The sequence below is a fragment of the Pseudomonas sp. SMV71 genome (assembly GCF_052042015.1).
Lineage (GTDB): Bacteria > Pseudomonadota > Gammaproteobacteria > Pseudomonadales > Pseudomonadaceae > Aquipseudomonas.
Genome location: NZ_JBKGGU010000009.1, coordinates 148,676 through 168,926, shown reverse-complemented (window position 1 = coordinate 168,926; position 20,251 = coordinate 148,676). Strand labels below are relative to the sequence as shown.

At 55.6% G+C, this 20,251-nt stretch carries 23 protein-coding genes and 2 pseudogenes; 7 read left to right on the top strand and 18 right to left on the bottom strand.

Going from position 1 to position 20,251, the window contains the following annotated elements; translation table 11 throughout:
* Positions 1-71: 71 nt before the first annotated feature.
* Positions 72-209: a hypothetical protein gene (locus tag ACLEJQ_RS11580; RefSeq protein WP_003178782.1), complete on the bottom strand. Its 138-nt coding sequence runs from the start codon at positions 207-209 to the stop codon at positions 72-74.
* A gap of 657 nt (positions 210-866) precedes the next feature.
* Between ACLEJQ_RS11580 and ACLEJQ_RS11575 the strand changes: the two genes are divergently transcribed.
* Both ACLEJQ_RS11575 and arfB read left to right on the top strand, forming a co-directional pair.
* Positions 867-2,285, top strand: coding sequence for an amino acid permease (locus ACLEJQ_RS11575; RefSeq protein ID WP_440795034.1), 1,419 nt, complete (start codon positions 867-869; stop codon positions 2,283-2,285).
* A gap of 212 nt (positions 2,286-2,497) precedes the next feature.
* A complete protein-coding gene (gene arfB / locus ACLEJQ_RS11570) occupies positions 2,498-2,911 on the top strand; it encodes an alternative ribosome rescue aminoacyl-tRNA hydrolase ArfB (protein WP_440795032.1) in 414 nt (137 codons plus the stop codon).
* On the opposite strand, the gene ACLEJQ_RS11565 is transcribed toward arfB, so the two are convergent.
* From ACLEJQ_RS11565 to ACLEJQ_RS11540, 6 genes and pseudogenes are all read right to left on the bottom strand, one after another.
* A complete protein-coding gene (locus tag ACLEJQ_RS11565; protein WP_440795030.1) occupies positions 2,908-4,107 on the bottom strand; it encodes an MFS transporter in 1,200 nt (399 codons plus the stop codon). The two genes, arfB and ACLEJQ_RS11565, sit on opposite strands and share 4 nt — an antisense overlap.
* A gap of 93 nt (positions 4,108-4,200) precedes the next feature.
* The gene (locus ACLEJQ_RS11560; protein WP_440795028.1) at positions 4,201-4,431 is read right to left on the bottom strand and encodes a hypothetical protein; all 231 of its coding nucleotides are present in this window, start codon (positions 4,429-4,431) and stop codon (positions 4,201-4,203) included.
* A gap of 36 nt (positions 4,432-4,467) precedes the next feature.
* Positions 4,468-4,611, bottom strand: a complete 144-nt coding sequence (locus ACLEJQ_RS11555) for a hypothetical protein (protein WP_178111823.1) — start codon at positions 4,609-4,611, stop codon at positions 4,468-4,470.
* Between the two features lie 142 nt (positions 4,612-4,753).
* Positions 4,754-4,867 (bottom strand): annotated as a pseudogene (locus ACLEJQ_RS11550) (magnesium transporter CorA); the annotation flags it as partial.
* 215 nt (positions 4,868-5,082) lie between these two features.
* Positions 5,083-5,388 (bottom strand): PepSY domain-containing protein, encoded by a 306-nt coding sequence (locus ACLEJQ_RS11545; protein ID WP_440795025.1) that lies wholly within the window; start codon positions 5,386-5,388, stop codon positions 5,083-5,085.
* Positions 5,389-5,528: 140 nt separating this feature from the next.
* Entirely contained in the window at positions 5,529-6,656 is a 1,128-nt protein-coding gene (locus ACLEJQ_RS11540) for a glycerophosphodiester phosphodiesterase (RefSeq protein ID WP_440795023.1), read from the bottom strand.
* Positions 6,657-6,897: 241 nt separating this feature from the next.
* Between ACLEJQ_RS11540 and ACLEJQ_RS11535 the strand changes: the two genes are divergently transcribed.
* Entirely contained in the window at positions 6,898-7,224 is a 327-nt protein-coding gene (locus tag ACLEJQ_RS11535) for a DUF2025 family protein (protein WP_440795021.1), read from the top strand.
* Between the two features lie 137 nt (positions 7,225-7,361).
* Here ACLEJQ_RS11535 and ACLEJQ_RS11530 read toward each other — a convergent pair whose 3' ends face one another.
* The gene (locus tag ACLEJQ_RS11530) at positions 7,362-8,072 is read right to left on the bottom strand and encodes a CTP synthase C-terminal region-related (seleno)protein (protein ID WP_440795019.1); all 711 of its coding nucleotides are present in this window, start codon (positions 8,070-8,072) and stop codon (positions 7,362-7,364) included.
* A gap of 14 nt (positions 8,073-8,086) precedes the next feature.
* Here ACLEJQ_RS11530 and ACLEJQ_RS11525 point away from each other — a divergent pair, with 14 nt between their 5' ends.
* Positions 8,087-9,034 carry a LysR family transcriptional regulator gene (locus ACLEJQ_RS11525; protein WP_440795017.1) on the top strand — a complete coding sequence of 316 codons (948 nt, stop codon included), beginning with the start codon at positions 8,087-8,089 and terminating at the stop codon, positions 9,032-9,034.
* 3 nt (positions 9,035-9,037) lie between these two features.
* Here ACLEJQ_RS11525 and ACLEJQ_RS11520 read toward each other — a convergent pair whose 3' ends face one another.
* Positions 9,038-9,646, bottom strand: a complete 609-nt coding sequence (locus ACLEJQ_RS11520; protein WP_440795016.1) for a TetR/AcrR family transcriptional regulator — start codon at positions 9,644-9,646, stop codon at positions 9,038-9,040.
* 186 nt (positions 9,647-9,832) lie between these two features.
* On the opposite strand from ACLEJQ_RS11520, the gene ACLEJQ_RS11515 reads away from it, so the two are divergent.
* Complete coding sequence (locus ACLEJQ_RS11515; protein ID WP_440795014.1) at positions 9,833-10,891, top strand: MBL fold metallo-hydrolase; 1,059 nt, start codon at positions 9,833-9,835, stop codon at positions 10,889-10,891.
* An 18-nt stretch (positions 10,892-10,909) separates the two neighbouring features.
* Here ACLEJQ_RS11515 and ACLEJQ_RS11510 read toward each other — a convergent pair whose 3' ends face one another.
* Together ACLEJQ_RS11510 and ACLEJQ_RS11505 are read right to left on the bottom strand one after the other, a co-directional pair.
* A complete protein-coding gene (locus tag ACLEJQ_RS11510) occupies positions 10,910-11,227 on the bottom strand; it encodes a helix-turn-helix domain-containing protein (RefSeq protein ID WP_440795012.1) in 318 nt (105 codons plus the stop codon).
* A 173-nt stretch (positions 11,228-11,400) separates the two neighbouring features.
* On the bottom strand, positions 11,401-12,390 hold the full coding sequence (locus tag ACLEJQ_RS11505) for a hypothetical protein (RefSeq protein WP_440795010.1): 990 nt from the start codon (positions 12,388-12,390) through the stop codon (positions 11,401-11,403).
* A 320-nt stretch (positions 12,391-12,710) separates the two neighbouring features.
* Between ACLEJQ_RS11505 and ACLEJQ_RS11500 the strand changes: the two genes are divergently transcribed.
* Positions 12,711-12,935, top strand: coding sequence for a type II toxin-antitoxin system Phd/YefM family antitoxin (locus ACLEJQ_RS11500; RefSeq protein WP_440795008.1), 225 nt, complete (start codon positions 12,711-12,713; stop codon positions 12,933-12,935).
* A gap of 99 nt (positions 12,936-13,034) precedes the next feature.
* Positions 13,035-13,391 carry a helix-turn-helix domain-containing protein gene (locus ACLEJQ_RS11495; RefSeq protein WP_440795006.1) on the top strand — a complete coding sequence of 119 codons (357 nt, stop codon included), beginning with the start codon at positions 13,035-13,037 and terminating at the stop codon, positions 13,389-13,391.
* A 102-nt stretch (positions 13,392-13,493) separates the two neighbouring features.
* Here the strand turns inward: ACLEJQ_RS11495 and ACLEJQ_RS11490 are convergent, their stop codons facing one another.
* From ACLEJQ_RS11490 to ACLEJQ_RS11460, 7 genes and pseudogenes are all read right to left on the bottom strand, one after another.
* The gene (locus tag ACLEJQ_RS11490; RefSeq protein WP_440795004.1) at positions 13,494-13,652 is read right to left on the bottom strand and encodes a DNA-binding protein; all 159 of its coding nucleotides are present in this window, start codon (positions 13,650-13,652) and stop codon (positions 13,494-13,496) included.
* Between the two features lie 144 nt (positions 13,653-13,796).
* Positions 13,797-14,009, bottom strand: a pseudogene (locus ACLEJQ_RS11485) (BRO-N domain-containing protein); the annotation flags it as partial.
* Between the two features lie 56 nt (positions 14,010-14,065).
* A complete protein-coding gene (locus ACLEJQ_RS11480; protein WP_440795003.1) occupies positions 14,066-15,271 on the bottom strand; it encodes an MFS transporter in 1,206 nt (401 codons plus the stop codon).
* 111 nt (positions 15,272-15,382) lie between these two features.
* Entirely contained in the window at positions 15,383-16,285 is a 903-nt protein-coding gene (gene murI, locus ACLEJQ_RS11475; RefSeq protein ID WP_440795001.1) for a glutamate racemase, read from the bottom strand.
* A 10-nt stretch (positions 16,286-16,295) separates the two neighbouring features.
* Complete coding sequence (locus ACLEJQ_RS11470; protein ID WP_440794999.1) at positions 16,296-17,270, bottom strand: TauD/TfdA family dioxygenase; 975 nt, start codon at positions 17,268-17,270, stop codon at positions 16,296-16,298.
* 569 nt (positions 17,271-17,839) lie between these two features.
* Positions 17,840-18,394 carry a BRO-N domain-containing protein gene (locus ACLEJQ_RS11465; protein WP_440794998.1) on the bottom strand — a complete coding sequence of 185 codons (555 nt, stop codon included), beginning with the start codon at positions 18,392-18,394 and terminating at the stop codon, positions 17,840-17,842.
* A gap of 390 nt (positions 18,395-18,784) precedes the next feature.
* Entirely contained in the window at positions 18,785-20,032 is a 1,248-nt protein-coding gene (locus ACLEJQ_RS11460) for a ribonucleotide-diphosphate reductase subunit beta (RefSeq protein ID WP_440794996.1), read from the bottom strand.
* Positions 20,033-20,251 lie beyond the last annotated feature (219 nt).

The following is a 20,251-nucleotide window of genomic DNA, read 5'->3' as shown; positions in this document are numbered from 1 at the left end:
TGATTCAGCTTCCCTGACAGCGGACAATAGTGGCGGAGTCGACCGGCCGGACCGCCTCCGCCGGATTATGCCTACAGAGGCCACATCGCCGTGCCGAACGGAACGACGGCGTCGGCCTGCATCATTTCAACGGCGGCTTCATGGGTCGGCGCTTCGAACCATTCGTCCAGCTGCAGTTCGGTTTCCAAGTCTTTGTCCAGTGCTTGCATAGTGAATCTCCTAGATGACTTTTGCGGAAAAAAGCGGGTCGATGCAGCGAGTGAAAACTGGCCGCAAACGGCCCCGCAAAACTTGTCGGCACAATGCCTTGGCAAGTCGGTGAAAACCTAGTCGAGGGATTTTTGAAATGCAAAAAATAATTTTATTTTTTTTATTTGAACTTTTTATTCCATTTTCAGGGGGTAAATTATCCATTCAAAAACAGCTGGCTATGAAGTTTTTTCATTAGGTAGCTGGCTACCGTCAATTTGTAGTCGTCCTACAGAAAATTCCTACATGGAAAGCCTACGTTACGGGTTGTAAAGGATTCCTGACGAATCTTGCTTGTCGGGCCGGTGGGTTTCGTTTTCTGAAAGTTGTGTAAGAAAAAGCTGCCGAGCAGGGGGATTTGACGAGTTTTTTGCTACATCCCAGCGCTTGTTTCGAAACGCCGGGGAGGGTCAGATGCCTGTCAGACCTGAAATGTAAGGGGCGACGCTGATCCGGTGGTGTCTGGCAGCAGCAGGGCAGCGGTGTACAATGCGCCGCGTTTTACTGTGACCCTTCGCGTACCCACGCATTTTCAAGGTTATCCGCCTTGTTCACTCCGCCACGCCACGAGCGTGTCGGGTTCGATTTCGTCACAGATAAAAACAAATAGGTGACGCATGACCGTTGTAGACAATACGCACTCAGGCGAGCTGAAGCGCGGCCTGAAAAATCGCCACATTCAACTGATCGCCCTCGGCGGCGCGATCGGTACCGGCCTGTTTCTTGGCTCGGCGGGAGTTCTGAAATCCGCCGGGCCGTCGATGATTCTCGGCTACGCCATCTGCGGCTTCATCGCCTTCATGATCATGCGCCAGCTGGGCGAAATGATCGTCGAAGAGCCGGTAGCCGGCTCCTTCAGCCATTTTGCTCATAAGTACTGGGGCGGTTTCGCCGGCTTCCTGTCGGGCTGGAACTGCTGGATTCTGTACATCCTGGTGGGCATGTCCGAACTGACGGCCGTGGGCAAGTACATCCACTACTGGGCGCCGGACATCCCGAGCTGGGTCTCGGCGGCGGCATTTTTCATCCTGATCAACGCGATCAACCTGGCTAACGTCAAAGTCTTCGGCGAGGCCGAGTTCTGGTTCGCGATCATCAAGGTGGTGGCGATTGTCGGCATGATTGCCCTGGGCAGCTACCTGCTGGTCAGCGGTCACGGTGGTCCGCAGGCATCGGTGAGCAACCTGTGGTCTCATGGCGGATTCTTCCCCAACGGCGTGAGTGGGCTGGTGATGCCTATGGCGATCATCATGTTCTCGTTCGGTGGCCTGGAGATGCTCGGCTTCACCGCCGCCGAGGCCGACAAACCGAAAACCGTAATCCCCAAGGCCATCAACCAGGTGATCTACCGGATCCTGATTTTCTACATCGGTGCCCTGGTGGTGCTGTTGTCCCTGACTCCTTGGGATAACTTGCTGACCACGCTCAATGCCTCCGGCGACGCCTACAGCGGCAGCCCCTTCGTGCAGGTGTTCTCGATGCTGGGCAGCGACACCGCGGCGCACATCCTCAACTTCGTGGTGCTGACCGCCGCGTTGTCGGTGTACAACAGCGGCACCTACTGTAACAGCCGTATGCTGTTGGGCATGGCCGAGCAGGGCGATGCGCCTAAGGCGCTGTCCAGGATCGACAAGCGCGGCGTGCCGGTGCGTTCGATCCTCGCCTCGGCCGCGGTGACGCTGGTCGCGGTGCTATTGAACTACCTGATCCCGCAACATGCGTTGGAGCTGCTGATGTCGCTGGTGGTCGCGACTTTGGTGATCAACTGGGCGATGATCAGCTATTCGCACATCAAATTCCGCCAGCACATGAACCAGACCCGCCAGGTGTCGCTGTTCAAGGCACTGTGGTATCCGTACGGCAACTACATCTGCCTGGCGTTCGTGGTGTTCATTCTCGGCGTGATGCTGCTGATCCCAGGCATCCAGGTTTCGGTCTATGCGATTCCGGTGTGGCTGGTGTTCATGTGGGTGTGCTACCAGATCAAGAACAAGCGCAGCGTCCAGCATGGATTGACCGTGGCGGCTGCCAAGTAGGCGTCCTTGAAATACCGCAAACCCGGCCGAGTGTCGGGTTTGTTTTTTCTGACTCATCCTCTGTGGGAGCGAGCCTGCTCGCGATGGCGTCGGGTCAGAGGTTTCAATGGTGACTGGCACACCGCAATCGCGAGCAGGCTCGCTCCCACAGGGGTCAAGCGTTGCCTGTGGGATTCGGGGTATTCTGTGGGGCCTGATACCGGACGCATTCCATGCTGGTGATTTCCAACAACGTGCACATTCCCGATGCCGAGATCGAGCTGACGGCCATCCGCGCCCAGGGCGCGGGGGGGCAGAACGTCAACAAGGTGTCCAGCGCCGTGCACCTGCGCTTCGACATCCCGGCCTCGTCGTTGCCCGGATTCTACAAGGAACGGCTGCTGGCCCTGCGTGACAGCCGCATCACCAGCGATGGGGTGCTGATCATCAAGGCCCAGCAATACCGCACGCAGGAACAGAACCGGGCCGATGCACTGGAGCGTTTGGCCGAGCTGATCCTCAGCGCCACCAAGGTCGAAAAGAAGCGTCGCCCGACCAAGCCCACCCTGGGTTCGAAAACCCGTCGCCTGGAGTCCAAGAGTAAGCGTGGCTCGATCAAGGCCGGTCGCGCAAAAGTGGACTTCTAGCTTCTTTCCCGTTCTTCGCGATACCTCGGCGCCAACCGGTAAAGGTATATGCTTAACGCCAAGCCGCCGAGAGCGGCCAATGCAGCGAACAGAAAGATCGAGGCAAAGCCAAACCCTGCCGCAATCGCACCGGCCAACGGCCCGGTGATCCCCAGGGACAAATCAATGAATAATGAGTAGGCGCCTACCGCCGCTCCACGACTGGAAGCCGGTACCAGGTTGACGGCTTCGACACCCAGTGCCGGAAAGACCAAGGAAAAACCGAAGCCACTCAACGCTGCGCCCGCCAGTGCCCATTGTGCATCGGGTGCCAACCACAAGAGCAACAGGCCGAGGGTTTCCACCGACAGGCAGGCAATCGCCACCCGAAAACCTCCCAGGCGGTTGATCAGATTGCCGAACAGCAGGCGCGCACCGATGAAGCATGCACCGAACAGGCTCAGGCACAGGACCGCGTTGTCCCAGTTCCGGGTCGCGTAGTACAGGGTGATGAACGTGGCGATGGTGCCAAAACCGATGGAGCCCAGGGCCAGGCCGCTGCCATGAGGCAGCACGCGCCCCAGCACATGCATGAACGGCAGGCGTTCGCCGACGACGATGGGCGCGGCGGTTTTGGGCCAGGCCAGCGCCACCCCCAGCACCGCCAGCAGAATGATACTGACGCCCATGCTCCACAGCCCCAAGGACTTGACCAGCCACACCCCCAGCGGTGCGCCAATCGCCAGTGCTCCGTAACTGGCGATGCCGTTCCAGGAAATGACCTTGGCGGTATTTGCGGCCCCGACGCGGCCGATGCCCCAGCCGATCGAGCCCGAACCCACCAGGCTTTCCGCGCTGCCCAGCACCAGGCGACCGATCAGTAGGCTGATCAGACTCAGGGTCGGCAGATCATGGGTCCAGGCAGACACCAACATGAACACGCCGCTCAACCCACACCCGGCGAGGCCGAAAATGACGGCGCGCTTGCTGCCCAGATTGTCGATGATCTTGCCCGCGTAAGGACGGCTGAGGAGGGTGGCCAGGTATTGCACGCTGATCACCAGCCCGGCGATGACCGCGCCGAAACCCAACTCGCCATGGACGAACCCGGGGAGCACGGCCAGCGGGATGCCGATATTCAGATAACCGATGAAGGTGAACAGGACGATGGAAACGACTTGCAGCGTGACCGCCAGGGGGCGCTGGGAATCTGACATGGGAAAAGTGTCCACGGAGCAGCGGGATAGATAGGCTGCTTATGATAACGGCGAGCGTGGTGATGAGGCGTAGAAAAGAAAACTATTTGGCTGTCAGCCGTCGTTTTGCCCGGCGATCAAGTGGGTGGTAACCAACGCGGCGAGGGCATTTTCCTCGGTGCCGAAACGGGCCAGCAGCGCGGCTTGTTTCTCTGGCGAAAGGCGCGTCCAGATCTCGACCATTTTTTCAGTGGTGCCGATCAGCACATTGGCCTGGGCTTCGCTGAAGGTGGAGGTGTCATCGGTCATGGTGGGCTCGAGGTTCAGGCAGTGTGGAAAGCGCATCTTAGCGCTTTCCACACGGTCTGGTTACGCGGTGGATCAGTCTTCGCTGTCGGCCTGGCGGCGTTCAGTGGCTTCTTTGGGCTCGGGTTGCCGGGCGTCTGGCTGCCCTGCGGCCTGTAGCGTGGTCGTCTGCTCAGTGTCGTGCAGGCTTGGGAAGGGGAGATTAGGGATCTCGTGCATATCGCGCTCCTCGCAAAGTCTGTTGGTAGATCTGGTAGATCCTCGCTTCTGTAAAGCCGGGGCAGGATACCCCAGGAGAGATGACAAAAAGACTTTTAAATCCCGCTGGACCGACAAATGGGATTGTCTAGACAGGTCAGTCTCAATGGTCTTTTTGCTTGCGAAACGCCCAGCGACCGGCAATCAGGGTGCAGGTCGCCACCAGTGCCGCAAGAATCCAGAAGCCCTTGGGATCAGTGGTCAACGGCACGCCGCCGCTCCGAACAGGTCCGGGGCGCGGACGTTTTTATCGATGCTGTTCAAGGAGGCTCGGTGGCGAGAAATGCCTGTGCTGGCAGGAGGTTCACTTGGACGAGATCATGGCGCCGTTTCTGAAGGGGTGTGTCAGTTGCGCGGTGACCACTTAATTTCTCCGGCGTAGAAAAAGAGCCGCGCAACTCGGGAGTTACGCGGCTCTTTTTTGCAGGTGAATCAAGTGTCTTCTTTGTCGCTCAAGACTTTGCCGGTGGTGGCGTCGAAGTCCACATCGAACTCTTTGCCGTCGGCGGTCTTCAGTTCAACTTCGTACTCATAACCGTTGAAGTGATTGTCCAGGTCGGTATCGGTGATCTTGGCGCCCGGGTGCAACTTCAAGGCTTCTTCGTTCATCGATTCCAGGGACTTGATTTTGCCGTCCTTGACCAACTGGGGAACCTGGTCGATTCGCACGTCCGCCTGGGCCAGGCCAGCGGTGAGGGTCAGGGCAGCAGCGGTAAACAGGGCAGTCAACATTTTCATAAGTGCTTTCCTTGATGTCATTAAGGGGTGATCTGTTTAAGTGGTTTCAGATTATCTGTGACAACTTAATTCACCCTTAATTTGCAAAAAACCGGAATGCACCAAGACGCCTGTGGTTCCCCTCAGGCGTCTGCGCGGTTTCAATAACCGTTCTTTTCCAGCAACTGCGCGACAGTGCCAGTCTCGGGCCGCTTGAAGTACTTGAGCAGTTCGCTGGCGCGGTTGGTGAAGATGCCATCGACACCGGCATCCATCACTTTCTTGAAGTCCACGGCTTCGTCCACGGTGTAGACGTGCACCAGCAGGCCCTGGTCGTGGGTGTACCGGTTCATCCAGGGTTTGACCAGGTCCGCGTAGCTCTGGCTGCCGCCATGGGTCAATGCGGCGGACGGTCCGGTGCCGATGGCGCCCTGGGCCTTGGCGTACCGGACCCATTTTTCGAACTCGGCCTTGTCCTTGGGCTCCTGCTTGGCGTAGTAGGCGGCCTTGTCGGTTTCCCCTGACTCGGTAAATGGCACCTTGGACTTGGGCTCGATGTTGCCTTCGCCGACCCACAGCAACAGGACCTTCGGTACCTTCGGCATTTCTTTGTGCAGCAGTTCGAGACTGCTTTTTTCGAACGTCTGCAAGACCACTTTGCCCTTGCCCTGGCCTACGCCGGTAGCACTTTTGGCGAGCTTGGATCCGGCCGGACTCAGCCAGCCGCGGTCCTGCAATTTATCCTTCAGGTCGCGTTCGATGCCGGGGAACAGTTTCGGCTCCTTGGTTTCGATGTACAGCCCCGGTTTGTGCTGCGGGTTGCCTTCGGCAATATCGATCACTTCATCGAGGGTGAGGATTTTCAGGCCGGCGAACGAAGGGCGGGCGCGGTCCGGGTAGGCAGTATTGAACCAGCTGCCGGCGTCGAGGGTTTTCAGCTCGGCCATGGTGAATGCGTTGGCGCTGCTGTCCTTGCGCTCGGGGAACTTGGTCGCGACGTCCGTGGTGCGCAGCAGGCTGTCATCGTGCAGGACGAACAACACGCCGTCCTTGCTGCGCTGCAGGTCCAGCTCCAGGTAATCGGCGCCGAGGTCGCGGGCCAGCTTGTAGGAGGCTGCAGTGGATTCCGGTGCGTCGAACGAAGCCCCGCGGTGGGCGATCACCGCCGGGTGGGGGATGCCTTGGCGGGTGGCCAAGGCCTTGGGGTTCGGCGCCTCGGCGGCCTGTGTCTGGCCGAAGCCGAGCAACAGGCTCAATATCAACACGCTACGGGTAAAGGTGACGGGCATGCTCGAGATCCTTTCTTCTTGTGCAAAACCTATCTTTTAACAACTGGAAGCCGTCGGCGCTATCGCCACACCGACATAAATGTGTGTGAAGCAGATTTTTCCCACGCATTGGTGCGCCGCTTTGCAGTACCCTTGACCGCACCAGTTTCCCCGGCAGAGGGAGACCTTGAATCAGCATTCGCCGCCCTGCGTGTAAACCATCGATCAGCCGTCCCCTGCGGACGCATCCATGAGGTTTACCATGCGCATCACTTCGACACTCATCTGCCAGGCCGCCGACCAGCTCAAGGGTTTTGTCGGCCTGAACCGCAAGACCGGCCAATATATTGTGCGCTTCAGCGAAGACGCCTTCGGCATGGACGTGGCCGACGACGGCATCATTCCCACCTGCGAATTCGTCTGGGTGCCTGTCACGGACGGCACCATGACCCTCAAGCGCGAGCGGATCCAGTTGCTGCTGGACCAGAACATCGATGATCGCATCAACCTCACCGAACCTTTACGGGTATACATGGCGCGCAGCGACTTGCCGGAGATCGTGGCGATGCGGCAGTTGGTAGATGGCTGATTCCTTGCCGCAAGCCCTGTGGAGCGAGCCTGCTCGCGATGGCGTCGGTACATTCAGCATGTATGCATACTGACCCGCTGCTATCGTGAGCAGGCTCGTTCCCACATGGAATTTGTGTGCTCCACAGGACGGTGTGCTCAGAGCCGGGCCTTTGCACAAACTTCTACAAACGCCCTCACCAGCGGCGGCATACGACCTTCAAGCGCGGCCCGTTCCGGTTGGAACAGCGTCGCGACAAAGAACGGATGATCTCGCAGCTCCACGGCCCGCAGCTCGCCGGCCGAATCCCGGGCTACGGCGTGCAAACGTCCATCCAGTAGCTCGTTCTCAAAATCCGGATTGACCCCGAATCGGCAGTGATAACCCTCGAAAACCGTCTGACGTCCGTACGCCTCGGCAATCAATGACCCCGCGCTGAGCTGGAGGCTATCGATGGTCTCGACCAGTGCGCAACTCAATGGCGACACCAGAACCCGTTCAGCCTCGGGAGACGTTTCGCCATGCGCCGCGTCGGCCCAGCCCAACACATTGCGAGCGTATTCCAATATGGCGTGCTGAAAACCGCCGCAGGTGCCCAGGAAAGGGCGACGCTGTTCGCGGGCAAAACGAATGGCTTGCAAGGCGCCGTCCTCGTTTCGGTAAGGGCTCCCCGGTACACACCAGACACCGTGGCAATCATCCAGCACTCTGTTGTCGGCGATGAGGTCTGTCGCCACCCACTGGAACCGGATGTCATGGCCGCTGTGTTTACCGGCCAGCTCCAGCGCGATGGGAATCGCCCGATGAGCCGTTATCTGCGGGTCGTGATCGCCGACCAGGGCGATGTACAAAGGACGCTGGTTTTCCATGGGAGTCTCGCCGCTTGTTGATTGCTGGCGGCCACTATAGATTGGCGTTCACGCAATCAATATTGGCGTTTACCCAAGTGTTCAATGCATCTGCGCACTATCGACTGGACTATCCCGACCTTTCCCTGATCCTGGCACTGGTGCGTGGCGGTTCGTTGTCCCGGGCTTCCCAGCTGCTGAAAGTAGACGTATCCACGGTGTTCCGTTCCATTCGCCGGCTCGAGGCTGCCTTGGGCCAGCCGTTGTTCGAAAAAAGCCGTTCCGGTTATTTGCCTACGAGCCTGGCCCAGGCGTTGGCCGAGCAAGCCGAGCGTGCCGAACAAGCCCTGGAGGCGGCGCGTATCGGCGTGGAACAGGGCGGCGAGGTCGTCAGCGGCACGGTGCGCCTGACGTGCTCCGACTCGGTCCTGCACGCGCTGTTGTTGCCGGCGCTGGCGCGGTTCATGCCCGCTTATCCGGCGCTGAACCTGGAGCTGAGTACATCGAACGACTTCGCCAACCTGAGCCGTCGCGATGCCGACATTGCCTTGCGCCTGACCCGTACACCGCCTGAGCACCTGGTGGGGCGAAACCTGGGCAAGGTCGCTTATCGGGTTTGCGCAAGCCCAGCGTACCTGGCCTCGAACATGCCGGATGACTTGGCTCGCCTGACATGGATCGCGCCGGACGATTTCCTGCCCGATCACCCTTCGGTGAGTTGGCGTCGCCAGCACTTGCCAGGCGTGATTCCGACCTATCGCTGCAACAGCATGCTGTCGGTCACCGAACTGGTGCGGACCGGCCTGGGGATAGCGGCGCTGCCGGACTTCCTGCTCGGCGCGAATGAAGGCCTGATGCCCATTGGCGAACCGTTGGCGGGGTATGACACGGCGCTTTGGCTCCTGACCCGCCCGGACTGCCGCGCCTTGCGCTCGGTGGTGACATTGTTCGATGAACTGGGACACAACCTGCGACTGCGCTGACCTTCAACACTGATAGCAGGCCAGGAACATGTCGAGTGCCGACTCGATCACCTGCGCCTGTTCGTCCACGGTCAGGCTGGGTTGGCCCATGGAAATCTGCGGCCAAAAGGCAAACGTCTTGAGCAACCCGTGCATCTGTTGGGCGGCAAAGGCCGGTTCGACGGGTTTCAACCGACCATCGGCCTGGGCCTGGCGAATCCAGGCCGTCAGGCCTTCTTCACGCTCGCCCATGCGCGCGACCATGTCCTGGGCTCGCTCGGGGGAATGAATCGTTGCCGCGATGGCAATACGCGCCAGGTCGAGGAGGTTCTCGTCCGCCAGCATTTGCAATTTGGCTTGCAGCAAGGCTCGGAGTTGCTCTCGCAGAGGCTTGTCCGCGCCGTACGGCATGTCTTGTTCGGCCGTAATACTGTTCCATAACCGGTTCAGAATTTCGGCAAACAGCTCTTCCTTGCTCGGGAAGTGGTTGTACACCGTGCGCTTCGACACGCCCGCCGTCGCCGCGATCCTGTCCATGCTGGTGATCTCGAAACCGCTGATACGGAATTCGGCAATCGCGGCTTGGAGGATGGCTTCGCGTTTTCGCTCGGTGAGGCGTTGCGGTACGGTCATGGGCACTCGTCGGTTGAGAAGGGTAAATTACACTCGGCAGTTTACTTGCTCCCGAGATTCATGCAATCTAGAAACTACACCGAGTGGTGTAGTTTTTTTGCGAGCGGCTGAGCGTGCACGTCGCAGCCATCAAGCGTCCCACAAAGACGAAGTGTAATTCGACGACGTTCCTGGAGTGATCGCACCATGAGTATTCCTTCTTCCACGACCGATAGTGCGGCTGCCAACCCGGCCTCCCGACACGAACAAGGGAAGTATCACAATCACGCCCATACACCGCGAGAAGGGTTCGGCCAGATGTTGCGCATCATCTGGAACATGCTGCTCTACAAACCTCGCACCACCCGTCCGGCGAGCGCCATCACCGTCCAGCCGCTGACACGCGCCGAACTGCTGGCAGCGCCGAACCAGAGTGTGTTTCGTCTCGGCCACTCCACGGTTCTGCTCAAGCTGCGCGACAAATTCTGGATCACCGATCCGGTTTTCTCCGACCGTGCGTCGCCGGTGCAATGGGCCGGCCCCAAGCGTTTCCACCAGCCGCCCATCAGCCTGGACGACCTGCCGCCGATTGAAGCGGTGATCCTGTCTCATGATCATTATGACCACCTCGACCACCGGGCCATCCTCAAGCTTGCCGCCAAGACCCGGCACTTCCTCACGCCCCTGGGCGTGGGTGACACCCTGGTCAAATGGGGTATCGAGGCCAGCAAAGTGCGTCAGCTGGATTGGTGGCAGGCGACCGACGTGGACGGCATCGATTTCATTGCCACGCCATCGCAGCATTTTTCCGGTCGCGGTCTGTTCGATGGCAACAGCACGCTATGGGCTTCCTGGGTGATGATCGACGGGGGCACGCGAATCTTCTTCAGCGGCGACACCGGTTATTTCGACGGTTTCAAGCGCATCGGCGAGCGATACGGCCCCTTTGATCTCACGTTGATGGAAACCGGCGCCTATAACGTCGATTGGCCCCATGTGCACATGCAGCCGGAGCAGACCCTCCAGGCTCATATCGACCTCAAGGGCCGCTGGCTGCTGCCGATCCACAACGGCACATTCGACCTGGCGATGCATGCCTGGTTTGAACCCTTCGACCGCATCCTGGCCCTGGCCTGGGATCGCAACGTGTCCATTACCACGCCGCAAATGGGCGAAGCCTTCACTCTGACCCATCCGCAACGCGGTCGTGCCTGGTGGCAGGATGTGGAGGCCTCGGCTTATCAGAACCAGGCCGGTGCGGCCTGACACCTGCTGCAACGCCGACTATTCGATCATCGCGTAGTCGGGTCGCCCCATCGGATCCGGTGTGGCGCCTTTGACATTCATGCCGCGGCCCGGGGCAAAGCCAGGGAAAAACACCAGTCCTTCGGCTTCAAAGCGAAACGCCAGCGCCAGCCGCGTCACATCGAGCAGTTCACCCCCGGCTTCGAAGCGCTGGATGGCGGGTACCGAGACGCCCGACTGCCGGGACAATTCCTCGACGCTCCACCCCAGCATGGCACGGGCCTGTGCACTGTGGGCTGGGGTGAATTGATAGACGGCGATGCGTTCCAGAGTGGTCTTGATTGCGAGAGAGGCCATGGGAATTCTCCAAAGCGGTGGTTTCAAAAATACTGTGTTTTTGTACAGTTGTTTTGAATCCGGATCAATCTCATTTTTTAATGGGTGACCAGTGGTCCAGCTCAAGCAAAATGCTCGCATTGGAAGCAGAAAGCCGCCGGTGCCTGGAGATGAGCTGTCAGCCCAACACGAGACTAGCTGTCGGCCAACCCTGGCGCCTCACGGATAATGAAGTGGTCCAGGTTCTCAATCTGGGCACTGAACACCCCGAACGTCTGCTCGGGGTTTTTCTTGCTCGGCACCTGCTTCAGCTCCGGCGTTACACCGTAGAAGAAACAATACAAATCCCGCTCGCTCTCGGCGGCATGCTTGATCTCTTGCAGAAACGCCTTGCGCTTGCGGTAGCTGTCGATCAGCTTCTTGCTCAGGTAAACGTTGACCGAATAAGGCTTCTTCTTCGTCTCGCCCGGTAGCTGGGTCCAGACCTTCTGCTCGAAGTCCACGCGAAAACTGGCGCTGTGATAATCCTCGATCTTCTTGATCTTGCCCCAGTAGATCAGTCCCTTGTTATCCAGCAAGTATTCGATCTTCTTGAAGAACGATGCATAGGGCGCCGTGTGCTCGCCAATCTTCAGCGGCATGCGCTTGAGCAGGTCCTTGTCCGAGAAGTTCGAGACAAAGCATTCCACTGGATGGGCGAACACATGGGTCTTGTCCGGCGCTGAATCACGGCTCGGGTGCTCGCCAGGACGAGTGGCTGAAGGCTCTCGCTCATCGCGCATGACGTCTGCCGCCACTGCCGGGCTGGACGGCTTACGCAGATACTCACGCCGGGTCAGCAATAATTCCGAAGGAAAGTGTTCCTCCCGACCGTCATCCAACTCCGCAGTATCCGCCTCCAGGCCAGTGGTCGGAGTTTTCAGACTGGCATAAGAACAACCCTCGATATGCCGAGTGCTGGGAATGTTCTTGAAGTGCGGCGTGCGCACGTAGTTCACATTCTTGGCATTGAACGTCCCCAACACATTCGCTGCATCGAACGCCGCCCGACAGGTGTCGTTTGGGCACTGGAATTGTTCCTGCGCCGAATCGAAATCCACCGTCTCGTCGAAATTCAAATCGCGCACGTCATAGATCGACAGCTTGTCGTCGAGGCTGCGGCAGTAGGCGAGGTCGAATTTCATGATGGGGCTTGGGTCCTTGAATGGGATGGGTATTAATAGCGGGTGGTGGGGTGGGTTGCACTGAATGTTTTCAATGCATTACAAAATCGCAGTTATGGATCGTCAATGGCCAAGGCATATTGATAGAAAGTCTGCTTGACGCAGACCCTGTGGCGAGGGAATTCAGCAAAACGTTTCGCTAAATCCCGTCGCCACAGAGTTAGATAGTGTGCTGACTGACGTTGGGCCTGAAACATCAATTGGGCGAGATGCTCAGCTCGCATCTTACCTATCGAAATCTCCCGCTCAGGATAATTTAGCCGACGCTATGGAGGAGCTATATGAGTGAACGGGTGCAAGTGAACATGCGCGAAGCTAAATCCAAGCTCTACCAACTGGCTGAGCGCGCATGGCGTGGCGACAAGGTGGTGATCACGAAGGGCGGCAAGCCTTACCTACACTTGCGGCCTCATGTCGATTCATCTCGGATCCGCGAGCCTGGGCGGTTGAAGGGGAAGATTTGGATATCTGCTGACTTTGATCAGCCTACCGAAGACATGGGGTAATCGGCATCATAATGCCGAATATGAGTGCGAATACGCCGGTAACCGGAATTATATTGCTGGGAGCGGGTAACTGTTGCTTATGGTTGAACTAGGATTTCGATGAAAGAGAACCCCGGCGAACGGCGCAAGATGCTCATCGAAGACATCGCGATGCAGCACGCGACAGGGAACGAAACCCTCGGAACCGCTGTTCGCCGACTAAGGCTCGAGGTAACCGGTCTGGACCAGGACACCTTTGCGCTGATGTGCAAGATGTCGACCAAAGCCCTGTACCAGATCGAGAAGGACAAGGGCAATCCGACCCTCAGCACCCTCGAATCCATTTTGCGGAAATTCGGTCTACGCCTGGGACTGACCACAGCGCTCCAGCCCATTTATGCGCCGCCTGACCCGCACAAGCCTGCTTCTAACGCGCCAATTCGTGGGGCTAAGCCTCGGCGCAAGCCGGCGGGTTAGCTCCGTGGAGTGGCTGCTCTGCGAGCCACTTGAGTAGCCAAGGATGGCGACAAGGGCCCAAGCAGATGAGTAAAGGACCCTTCCTCATCTCTTTTGCCAGATTTACTCAATCTGAGCAGGCGGGATTTCAACAGGCTCCTCACCAATACAGGCCTCGTCGAACTCGTCCATGGTGGCCTCGTCGATAGCGCCGATTTTCTGCAGTGCCTCAGCCGAGCTGTGAATCGACTCGAACGCCTCACTTTTAAACTTGTTATTCATTAAATATCTCCAGTAAAAGTTGGACTGAAGCCTTGCCTCATCCCCGTGGCGAGGGAGCTTGCTCCCGCTGGGCTGCGAAGCAGACCCAAATTCTTATGACCAACCAAAAACCGTGGCCCGAACACGGACGACGGCACTGATCAGTCAAAACCCTCGCAAAATCCGCGACGCCTTCCGCCACCAGGATTCATGCTGATTAAACGGATCATCCACCAGCACCGCCGGCATATCCCGCAAGCGAATCCACGGCTCATCCTGCCAATGCAGCATGCAGAGCGACATCTTCGGCCAATCCAGCACGCTCAACGTAGGACGCTCCACCTTTTGCGAGAAGCGCTCATAGCGCAGCATAGGCACGCTTTTCGAAAACAGGCTATTTAGCTGTTAAAACAGTGCGGGAAAGATGTCGGAAGTCATTGCACGCCATTATTTCTTGTGTTAGTTATCAGTAACACAATGGCAGAGACGATGGCCAGCGCCCACCAACCATAAGCGTATGTTCCGAAACTGTCCCTCGAAAGACCAACCATTGGAGGAACTAATACAACGGATATCTGATTCGCTGTCATCGCCATTCCAAGTGCGAAGCCCTTACGGTCAATTGGAGCAGTCTCGGCAACATAGGCTACCCATGGACCATACCACCCATATGCGAAAAAACCTGTCAGGGCCATGACTGTACCCATGATGATAATATTTTTGGTTACCAGAAATGGTAGTAATGTCAGGATGAGGGTGACCGCGCCTAAGCAAATCAACACCGGATAATATCTTCCTGCCGTACATCGGTCGCTCCAGGCTGCGAGTGCGATTCTTCCTACTATGCCTGCTCCGAGCACGACAAAGAACATCGTCGTCGCAGTGATGGCGTCAATTCCAAGTGAGGTGTGAAGATGCAGCACCAGAAAGACTGAGATTGCATACTGGGAGGCCGTAAGACTAGCACCCGACAGCATAATGGTCCTCATGGATGGGTCGGTTGCTATTAATAATCGTGTTGCGATAATAGATCTAATATTAGTCTGTTTGTTGGGGGCGGTTATTTGTTGTTCCGGAGTTTTGTATAATAGCATAAACAGAGTCGCACCGAATAAAGCGACAACACCACTCGCAAGAAAGGCGGCCTGAACCGAAGAGCGGCTGACTATGAATGGAAGAAGTATCGCTGCCATTGCTCCGCCAAGTGGTAATCCCGCTTGGCGAATTCCCATGGCGAACCCCAGTTGCTTACTTGTAAACCAATTAGATACAGATTTGCTTCCTCCAGGCTGGGCGGTGCTATAACCAAGGCCAAGTATAGTGAAGAGTATTACCATCTCAATATATGAATTGGCCAGCGCAGTTGCACACAAGGCGGCCCCTACGATTATTGTTCCAATACCTACAATAAGCCGCTCGCTGTACCTGTCTAATAACTCGCCGGCAACTAAAAGGCCTGCAAGCGGGATCAATTGTGCAGCTGAAATAAGCATTCCTATCTGCCAGTTGCTGAGGGCCATCTCAGTCTTAATGTTTATTGCAATGGAACCGAATCCTTGGATGAAGAAACAGGCGCAAGCTTGGGCAATAGTCGCAATGGCTAAAATTACCCATCGATATTGATTGATAAAAAAAATCAAGTAATCAGTCTCTGTTTTTAAATGTTTGATAGCATTAGTGTGGCGTAAAATGCGCGAGTGCGTGCGCACATATTGGGTAAAGGGTTACGCCACTTGCAATTGCTGGAAGGCTCAGCTGGCCGTTTCGGTCGGTGTCTTATTTTTCACCGTGGGCTGTTTTAAGCTGAATCCGCATTTTGCAAATATTTGATGGTATTTGGTGACGTTTTGCTTGCTTGTGAATATAGCCATTCTTAATGGCGTCCTATAGGATGAGTCGCTGATTTTTATCAAGGATGCTGCCTGTATAGCAGTTTTTTTTGCGGGGTCAACCCAGTTGTGCACGTTTGGAAAAATATTTCGTAGGTCATCAATTAAGTGTGGGAAGTGTGTGCACCCTAGAATAAGAGTGTCAACCGATAATCGCTGCTCCTCTGTAAGATAATTAGCGATCAGTTTAGCGAAGCTGGCTAAACTAACATCCTCCCCCGCTAGCCTCGCCTCAGATAATTTAACTAGCGATTGTGTCGCGATTGACCATATTCTGGCGCGCCCATTGGTTTCGGCAATTTTTTGGATAACATACCTGCTTTTTACTGTGCCTGGTGTAGCGAGTAAAACAATATTTTTGCTCTCGGATATATCGGCGGCATCAACTATAGGTGGGGTTGTTAATAAGAAATTTATCCAGATTTTATCAAGATTGTTCTCTATTATCGCTACCGAGGCTGTATTACAAGCCACGACTATCGCTGATGGTTTTACCCATGTGCAAAGTGAGTCGATTAATAGCTGAATCCGTTGGGCGACTACCAACCTAGATTTGTTGCCGTAAGGAAACCATTCGTTATCTGCCACATATAAAATGTGTGTTTTTGGGTTTAGCTGTTCTAGCTGCCGTGCTACTGTTAAGCCGCCTATGCCTGAATCTACTATAATAATTGGATGAATGGTTGACAGTTGCAGGCCATCAAACATTGTCTCATCGCCTAGCCAGAGCTTCATGGCGGTAATTGGTGGTTTTTGGGCGCTCATAGTCGTCCCTTCATGCACTGATGGCGCGAGTGTGTATGGTGCTCCGCATTTCGCGTGACTTTCTTAAACTAGAAGCGAAAACTACTCTCGCTAGCCAGCGTGCTCCATCGCCATAGTTTGCTTTGAATGAATCCCTTGCGTGCACGCATCGGTAATTATCTATATATATACAGTCCTTCGCTTCGAGCACAACTGCAACGCGATTTCTTGTAAAATGATCCAAGAGCTTTTCCAGGGCTTGACGTTCAATGCCGCTATACTCATCAATATTCAATGTGGCAGCATTAATTTTGACGTATGGGGCGTTCTTGTGGCCGAAGAGGATAGCCTGGGATGTTTCTTCTATAATGTCAGATGTGTTATGGATTGGGTTGTGAGAGATCTTGAAGTTAGGTTTAAATAGAACTTGTTTTTCTTCAGTACTAAGTTTTATGTTGTCGATGCACGAAATAATAGTGGCGGCACGTTCATCATTGCGCATGCAGACGAGCCCTAAGTACTCGGCGCGTGCAGGATGGAAGGCATCCTCTACATGAAATCCAAAATCTAGAACGGATCCACCGCTTGAATTTGAAGTTTTTCTATGCTCTTCAAGCGGGACAATGTTGTTGAAAAGACTACCGTTGCGCTGTGAAGTGAAGCCTATTCCCTCTCCGAGCAGCGATCCGTATAAGCCATGTAGGACTTTTGCATCATTCAAACGGTAGTCTTCATCTAATTCAATGTATCTGGAAGGACTCGGTCCAGCGCCCTCAGCAAGCACCGGATTTCCGGAGACCAAGAGTGCGGCAGCGACTTCACTGCGTTTGAAATCATAAAATTCTTCACGAACTCTTCGTGGCAATTCATGAGCGTAAAGAGTAGCCTTTTCCATAAAATTATACTGATTCGTCAGAGCCGGATCTTTGATGATCTCATCGAGCAGGCTGCGAATTTGGATTTTTTCTTGAGCTTCAAGAATTATTTTCTGTATTTTGGTTGTCATAACGTTCCATGTTATTAGAGTAATCGATACAGTGATTTGAGTATTGGTTATGCTTGTGGATTAATTTTGAAAAGAGGTGGTATGTCCTTGGTTTTGAAGTTGTTATGTTTATCGCTACGTATTGTTGTAGTTTGCAATGTGGCGTTGATGCTAGAGGCTTTATTGTTGTCTGGCTTTTGTGCTGCAAATAGAAAGGTAGGGCCTTGTAAGGTCTAGAGTCAATTTTTTTGTTGTAGGATGCTTCCTGTATTGGTGTGGGCAAAATAGTTGAGGGGCGCAGCTGCCTAACAGATGTATGTGCATTAACCGTTTATATCAAGAAATAGATTCTTCCTACCGTACAGTACCTTGTGCGCCTGATTATTAAGCAGTCGGTAACCGACGGATAATCGGATTTGCATCTTGGGGGGAATATAGCGCCACAAGCTATATGAGTCTCCGCGGGATCTGATAGGTTCCCGACGAGAATCGACCGTTTTAGGGACGGACTATTAGTACATGTGAGTTTCGATCTTAATCAATACTGGCTGGCCATTACGGCTATCTACGAAAATTCCTACAGAAAAAACTCAGTCTTCGTTCATATTGGCCCTAGGAACTGCATGCCCAGTCCCGTGAAAAATGTAAAGCAACCTACGCCACCAAGGCTTAGCCACCTTCGCTCGACCACGAGTCCGATTAAGCAACAGATACGGCATGTCCCGAAGCCGAATCCAACCGTCGTTTTGCCAGTGCAGCAGACTCAACGACATCTCCGGCCAATCCAAAACACTGAGCATTGGCCGCTCGGTATCGCTTGAAGCCTGTGCATCCCGCAACGCTGGCACTACATGATGCGTGAGCCACTCGCGCAACAAGCGATTCCCTGGCGCGTAGTGGTAAACCAACAAGGCGTACACACCGGACTCGCTGAGCATCAGCCGCTTTTCCGGCTGGCCGTGGTAGCGAATCGGCAAGACGTGCCGCTGATCCTCATCCAGTTTGCTGACCATTCGGTCGTTCAAATGCACACCCATTAGCCGACCGAGGTCGCGAGCACAGAACCAGGGTTGGTTTTCCAGAAGTAGGGCATGGAGGTGGAGGTTCAGGCGAGTGAACACCGCAGGAATGTAAGCATCAGGCATGATTGATCTCCGAGGTGTACGGAGAGCGGGCTGGTTTTTTCGTGAGCATAACGACCTCTACGTATGAAGTTAGCGGCGCGAGCCCGACGTAGAGGATGTAAGAAAAATCCCAACAAGCTATTTCGCAATACAGAGTTGCATACGTCCTCGGACGGTACGCGATTCTATGCTTGGCGATTGGCTACTACGTTGGGCGTTTCTTAGGCACCTGCGACTAAGATAGGTAAGGGGTAGATGCTGAGTCAATGCGGAAAGATTCTGAGTTTTTCGTAGGGCAGCGGTAGCCTAGCCGTTCTGAAGTTAAACGCAGTTTCGCTTCTGTAGAATGCAAAAAACCCCGCTCTCACGGGGTTTTTACTTACGCGTCCGGCCTAGGATTCTTCTTTCGAATCAATCCCAGCTCAAAGCCCCACCCGTCTGATACTCAATCACCCGAGTCTCAAAGAAGTTCTTCTCTTTCTTCAAGTCCATGATCTCGCTCATCCAAGGGAACGGGTTAGTCGTGCCTGGATACTCTTCTTTCAGACCAATCTGCGACAACCGACGGTTAGCGATGAACTTCAGATAGTCCTCCATCATCGCCGCGTTCATGCCCAGCACGCCGCGAGGCATGGTGTCACGCGCATATTCGATCTCCAGCTGAGTGCCTTGCAGGATCATCTGGGTCGCTTCTTCCTTCATTTCGGCGTCCCACAGGTGTGGGTTTTCGATCTTGATCTGGTTGATCACGTCGATGCCGAAGTTCAGGTGCATGGATTCGTCGCGCAGGATGTACTGGAACTGCTCGGCGACGCCGGTCATCTTGTTGCGGCGGCCCATGGAGAGGATCTGGGTGAAGCCGCAGTAGAAGAAGATGCCTTCCAGGACGCAGTAGTAGGCGATCAGGTTGCGCAGCAGCTCTTTGTCGGTTTCCGGGGTGCCGGTTTCGAACTTCGGATCGGAGATCGAGCGAGTGTACTTCAGGCCCCAGGCGGCTTTTTTCGCGACCGATGGGATCTCGTGGTACATGTTGAAGATCTCGCCTTCATCCATGGCCAGCGATTCGATGCAGTACTGGTAGGCGTGGGTGTGGATCGCTTCTTCGAACGCCTGGCGCAGGATGTACTGGCGGCATTCCGGGTTGGTGATCAGACGGTATACGGCCAGGACCAGGTTGTTGGCGACTAGGGAGTCGGCGGTGGAGAAGAAGCCCAGGTTGCGCATCACGATGCGGCGCTCGTCGTCGGTCAGGCCTTCCGGGTTTTTCCAGAGGGCGATGTCGGCGGTCATGTTGACTTCTTGCGGCATCCAGTGGTTTGCGCAGCCGTCCAGGTACTTCTGCCAGGCCCAGTCGTATTTGAAGGGTACGAGCTGGTTGAGGTCGGCACGGCAGTTGATCATGCGCTTTTCATCGACGGCGACACGGGCGGAGGCGCCTTCGAGTTCGGCGAGGCCTTCGGCGACGTCGAGTTTGTCGAGGGCGGCCTTGGCGCGAATGATCGCGGCCGAGTCGCTGGCCGTCACGGCGCGGGCTTCGAGCGCGGCGGCACCGCCGGCGCTGTCGAGGCGGTCCATGTTGGCTTCAGAAGCGTGGCCGGCGTTGGCGCTTTTTACGGCAACTTCGCCGTCTTCTTTGTCGAATTCGTCCCAGCTCAGCATGACGTGTCGTCTCCTGCGTGAGGGCCAGATGCCCGGTGAGGGCCAACTGGCCGCGGTGGATCTTGGAAAAAATCGTTTCTTGCAGCAATGACGCAGGCAACAAACAGAAAAATGTACGGGAGGGCGCTGAAGCGGCGATGGACACAGGGAAGCAATTGGCCCCTGGGTCGGCTTCAGGCTGGCGTGATCCCTGTAAGGGAATATTGCAGGCCCGTTTAA

Bases quoted from the DNA above. Each gene is read 5' to 3' on its own strand.
- ACLEJQ_RS11580 (WP_003178782.1), bottom strand. From the start codon at position 209: ATGCAAGCACTGGACAAAGACTTGGAAACCGAACTGCAGCTGGACGAA.
- ACLEJQ_RS11575 (WP_440795034.1), top strand. From the start codon at position 867: ATGACCGTTGTAGACAATACGCACTCAGGCGAGCTGAAGCGCGGCCTG.
- arfB (WP_440795032.1), top strand. From the start codon at position 2,498: ATGCTGGTGATTTCCAACAACGTGCACATTCCCGATGCCGAGATCGAG.
- ACLEJQ_RS11565 (WP_440795030.1), bottom strand. From the start codon at position 4,107: ATGTCAGATTCCCAGCGCCCCCTGGCGGTCACGCTGCAAGTCGTTTCC.
- ACLEJQ_RS11560 (WP_440795028.1), bottom strand. From the start codon at position 4,431: ATGCGCTTTCCACACTGCCTGAACCTCGAGCCCACCATGACCGATGAC.
- ACLEJQ_RS11555 (WP_178111823.1), bottom strand. From the start codon at position 4,611: ATGCACGAGATCCCTAATCTCCCCTTCCCAAGCCTGCACGACACTGAG.
- ACLEJQ_RS11545 (WP_440795025.1), bottom strand. From the start codon at position 5,388: ATGAAAATGTTGACTGCCCTGTTTACCGCTGCTGCCCTGACCCTCACC.
- ACLEJQ_RS11540 (WP_440795023.1), bottom strand. From the start codon at position 6,656: ATGCCCGTCACCTTTACCCGTAGCGTGTTGATATTGAGCCTGTTGCTC.
- ACLEJQ_RS11535 (WP_440795021.1), top strand. From the start codon at position 6,898: ATGCGCATCACTTCGACACTCATCTGCCAGGCCGCCGACCAGCTCAAG.
- ACLEJQ_RS11530 (WP_440795019.1), bottom strand. From the start codon at position 8,072: ATGGAAAACCAGCGTCCTTTGTACATCGCCCTGGTCGGCGATCACGAC.
- ACLEJQ_RS11520 (WP_440795016.1), bottom strand. From the start codon at position 9,646: ATGACCGTACCGCAACGCCTCACCGAGCGAAAACGCGAAGCCATCCTC.
- ACLEJQ_RS11515 (WP_440795014.1), top strand. From the start codon at position 9,833: ATGAGTATTCCTTCTTCCACGACCGATAGTGCGGCTGCCAACCCGGCC.
- ACLEJQ_RS11510 (WP_440795012.1), bottom strand. From the start codon at position 11,227: ATGGCCTCTCTCGCAATCAAGACCACTCTGGAACGCATCGCCGTCTAT.
- ACLEJQ_RS11505 (WP_440795010.1), bottom strand. From the start codon at position 12,390: ATGAAATTCGACCTCGCCTACTGCCGCAGCCTCGACGACAAGCTGTCG.
- ACLEJQ_RS11500 (WP_440795008.1), top strand. From the start codon at position 12,711: ATGAGTGAACGGGTGCAAGTGAACATGCGCGAAGCTAAATCCAAGCTC.
- ACLEJQ_RS11495 (WP_440795006.1), top strand. From the start codon at position 13,035: ATGAAAGAGAACCCCGGCGAACGGCGCAAGATGCTCATCGAAGACATC.
- ACLEJQ_RS11490 (WP_440795004.1), bottom strand. From the start codon at position 13,652: ATGAATAACAAGTTTAAAAGTGAGGCGTTCGAGTCGATTCACAGCTCG.
- murI (WP_440795001.1), bottom strand. From the start codon at position 16,285: ATGAGCGCCCAAAAACCACCAATTACCGCCATGAAGCTCTGGCTAGGC.
- ACLEJQ_RS11470 (WP_440794999.1), bottom strand. From the start codon at position 17,270: ATGACAACCAAAATACAGAAAATAATTCTTGAAGCTCAAGAAAAAATC.
- ACLEJQ_RS11465 (WP_440794998.1), bottom strand. From the start codon at position 18,394: ATGCCTGATGCTTACATTCCTGCGGTGTTCACTCGCCTGAACCTCCAC.
- ACLEJQ_RS11460 (WP_440794996.1), bottom strand. From the start codon at position 20,032: ATGCTGAGCTGGGACGAATTCGACAAAGAAGACGGCGAAGTTGCCGTA.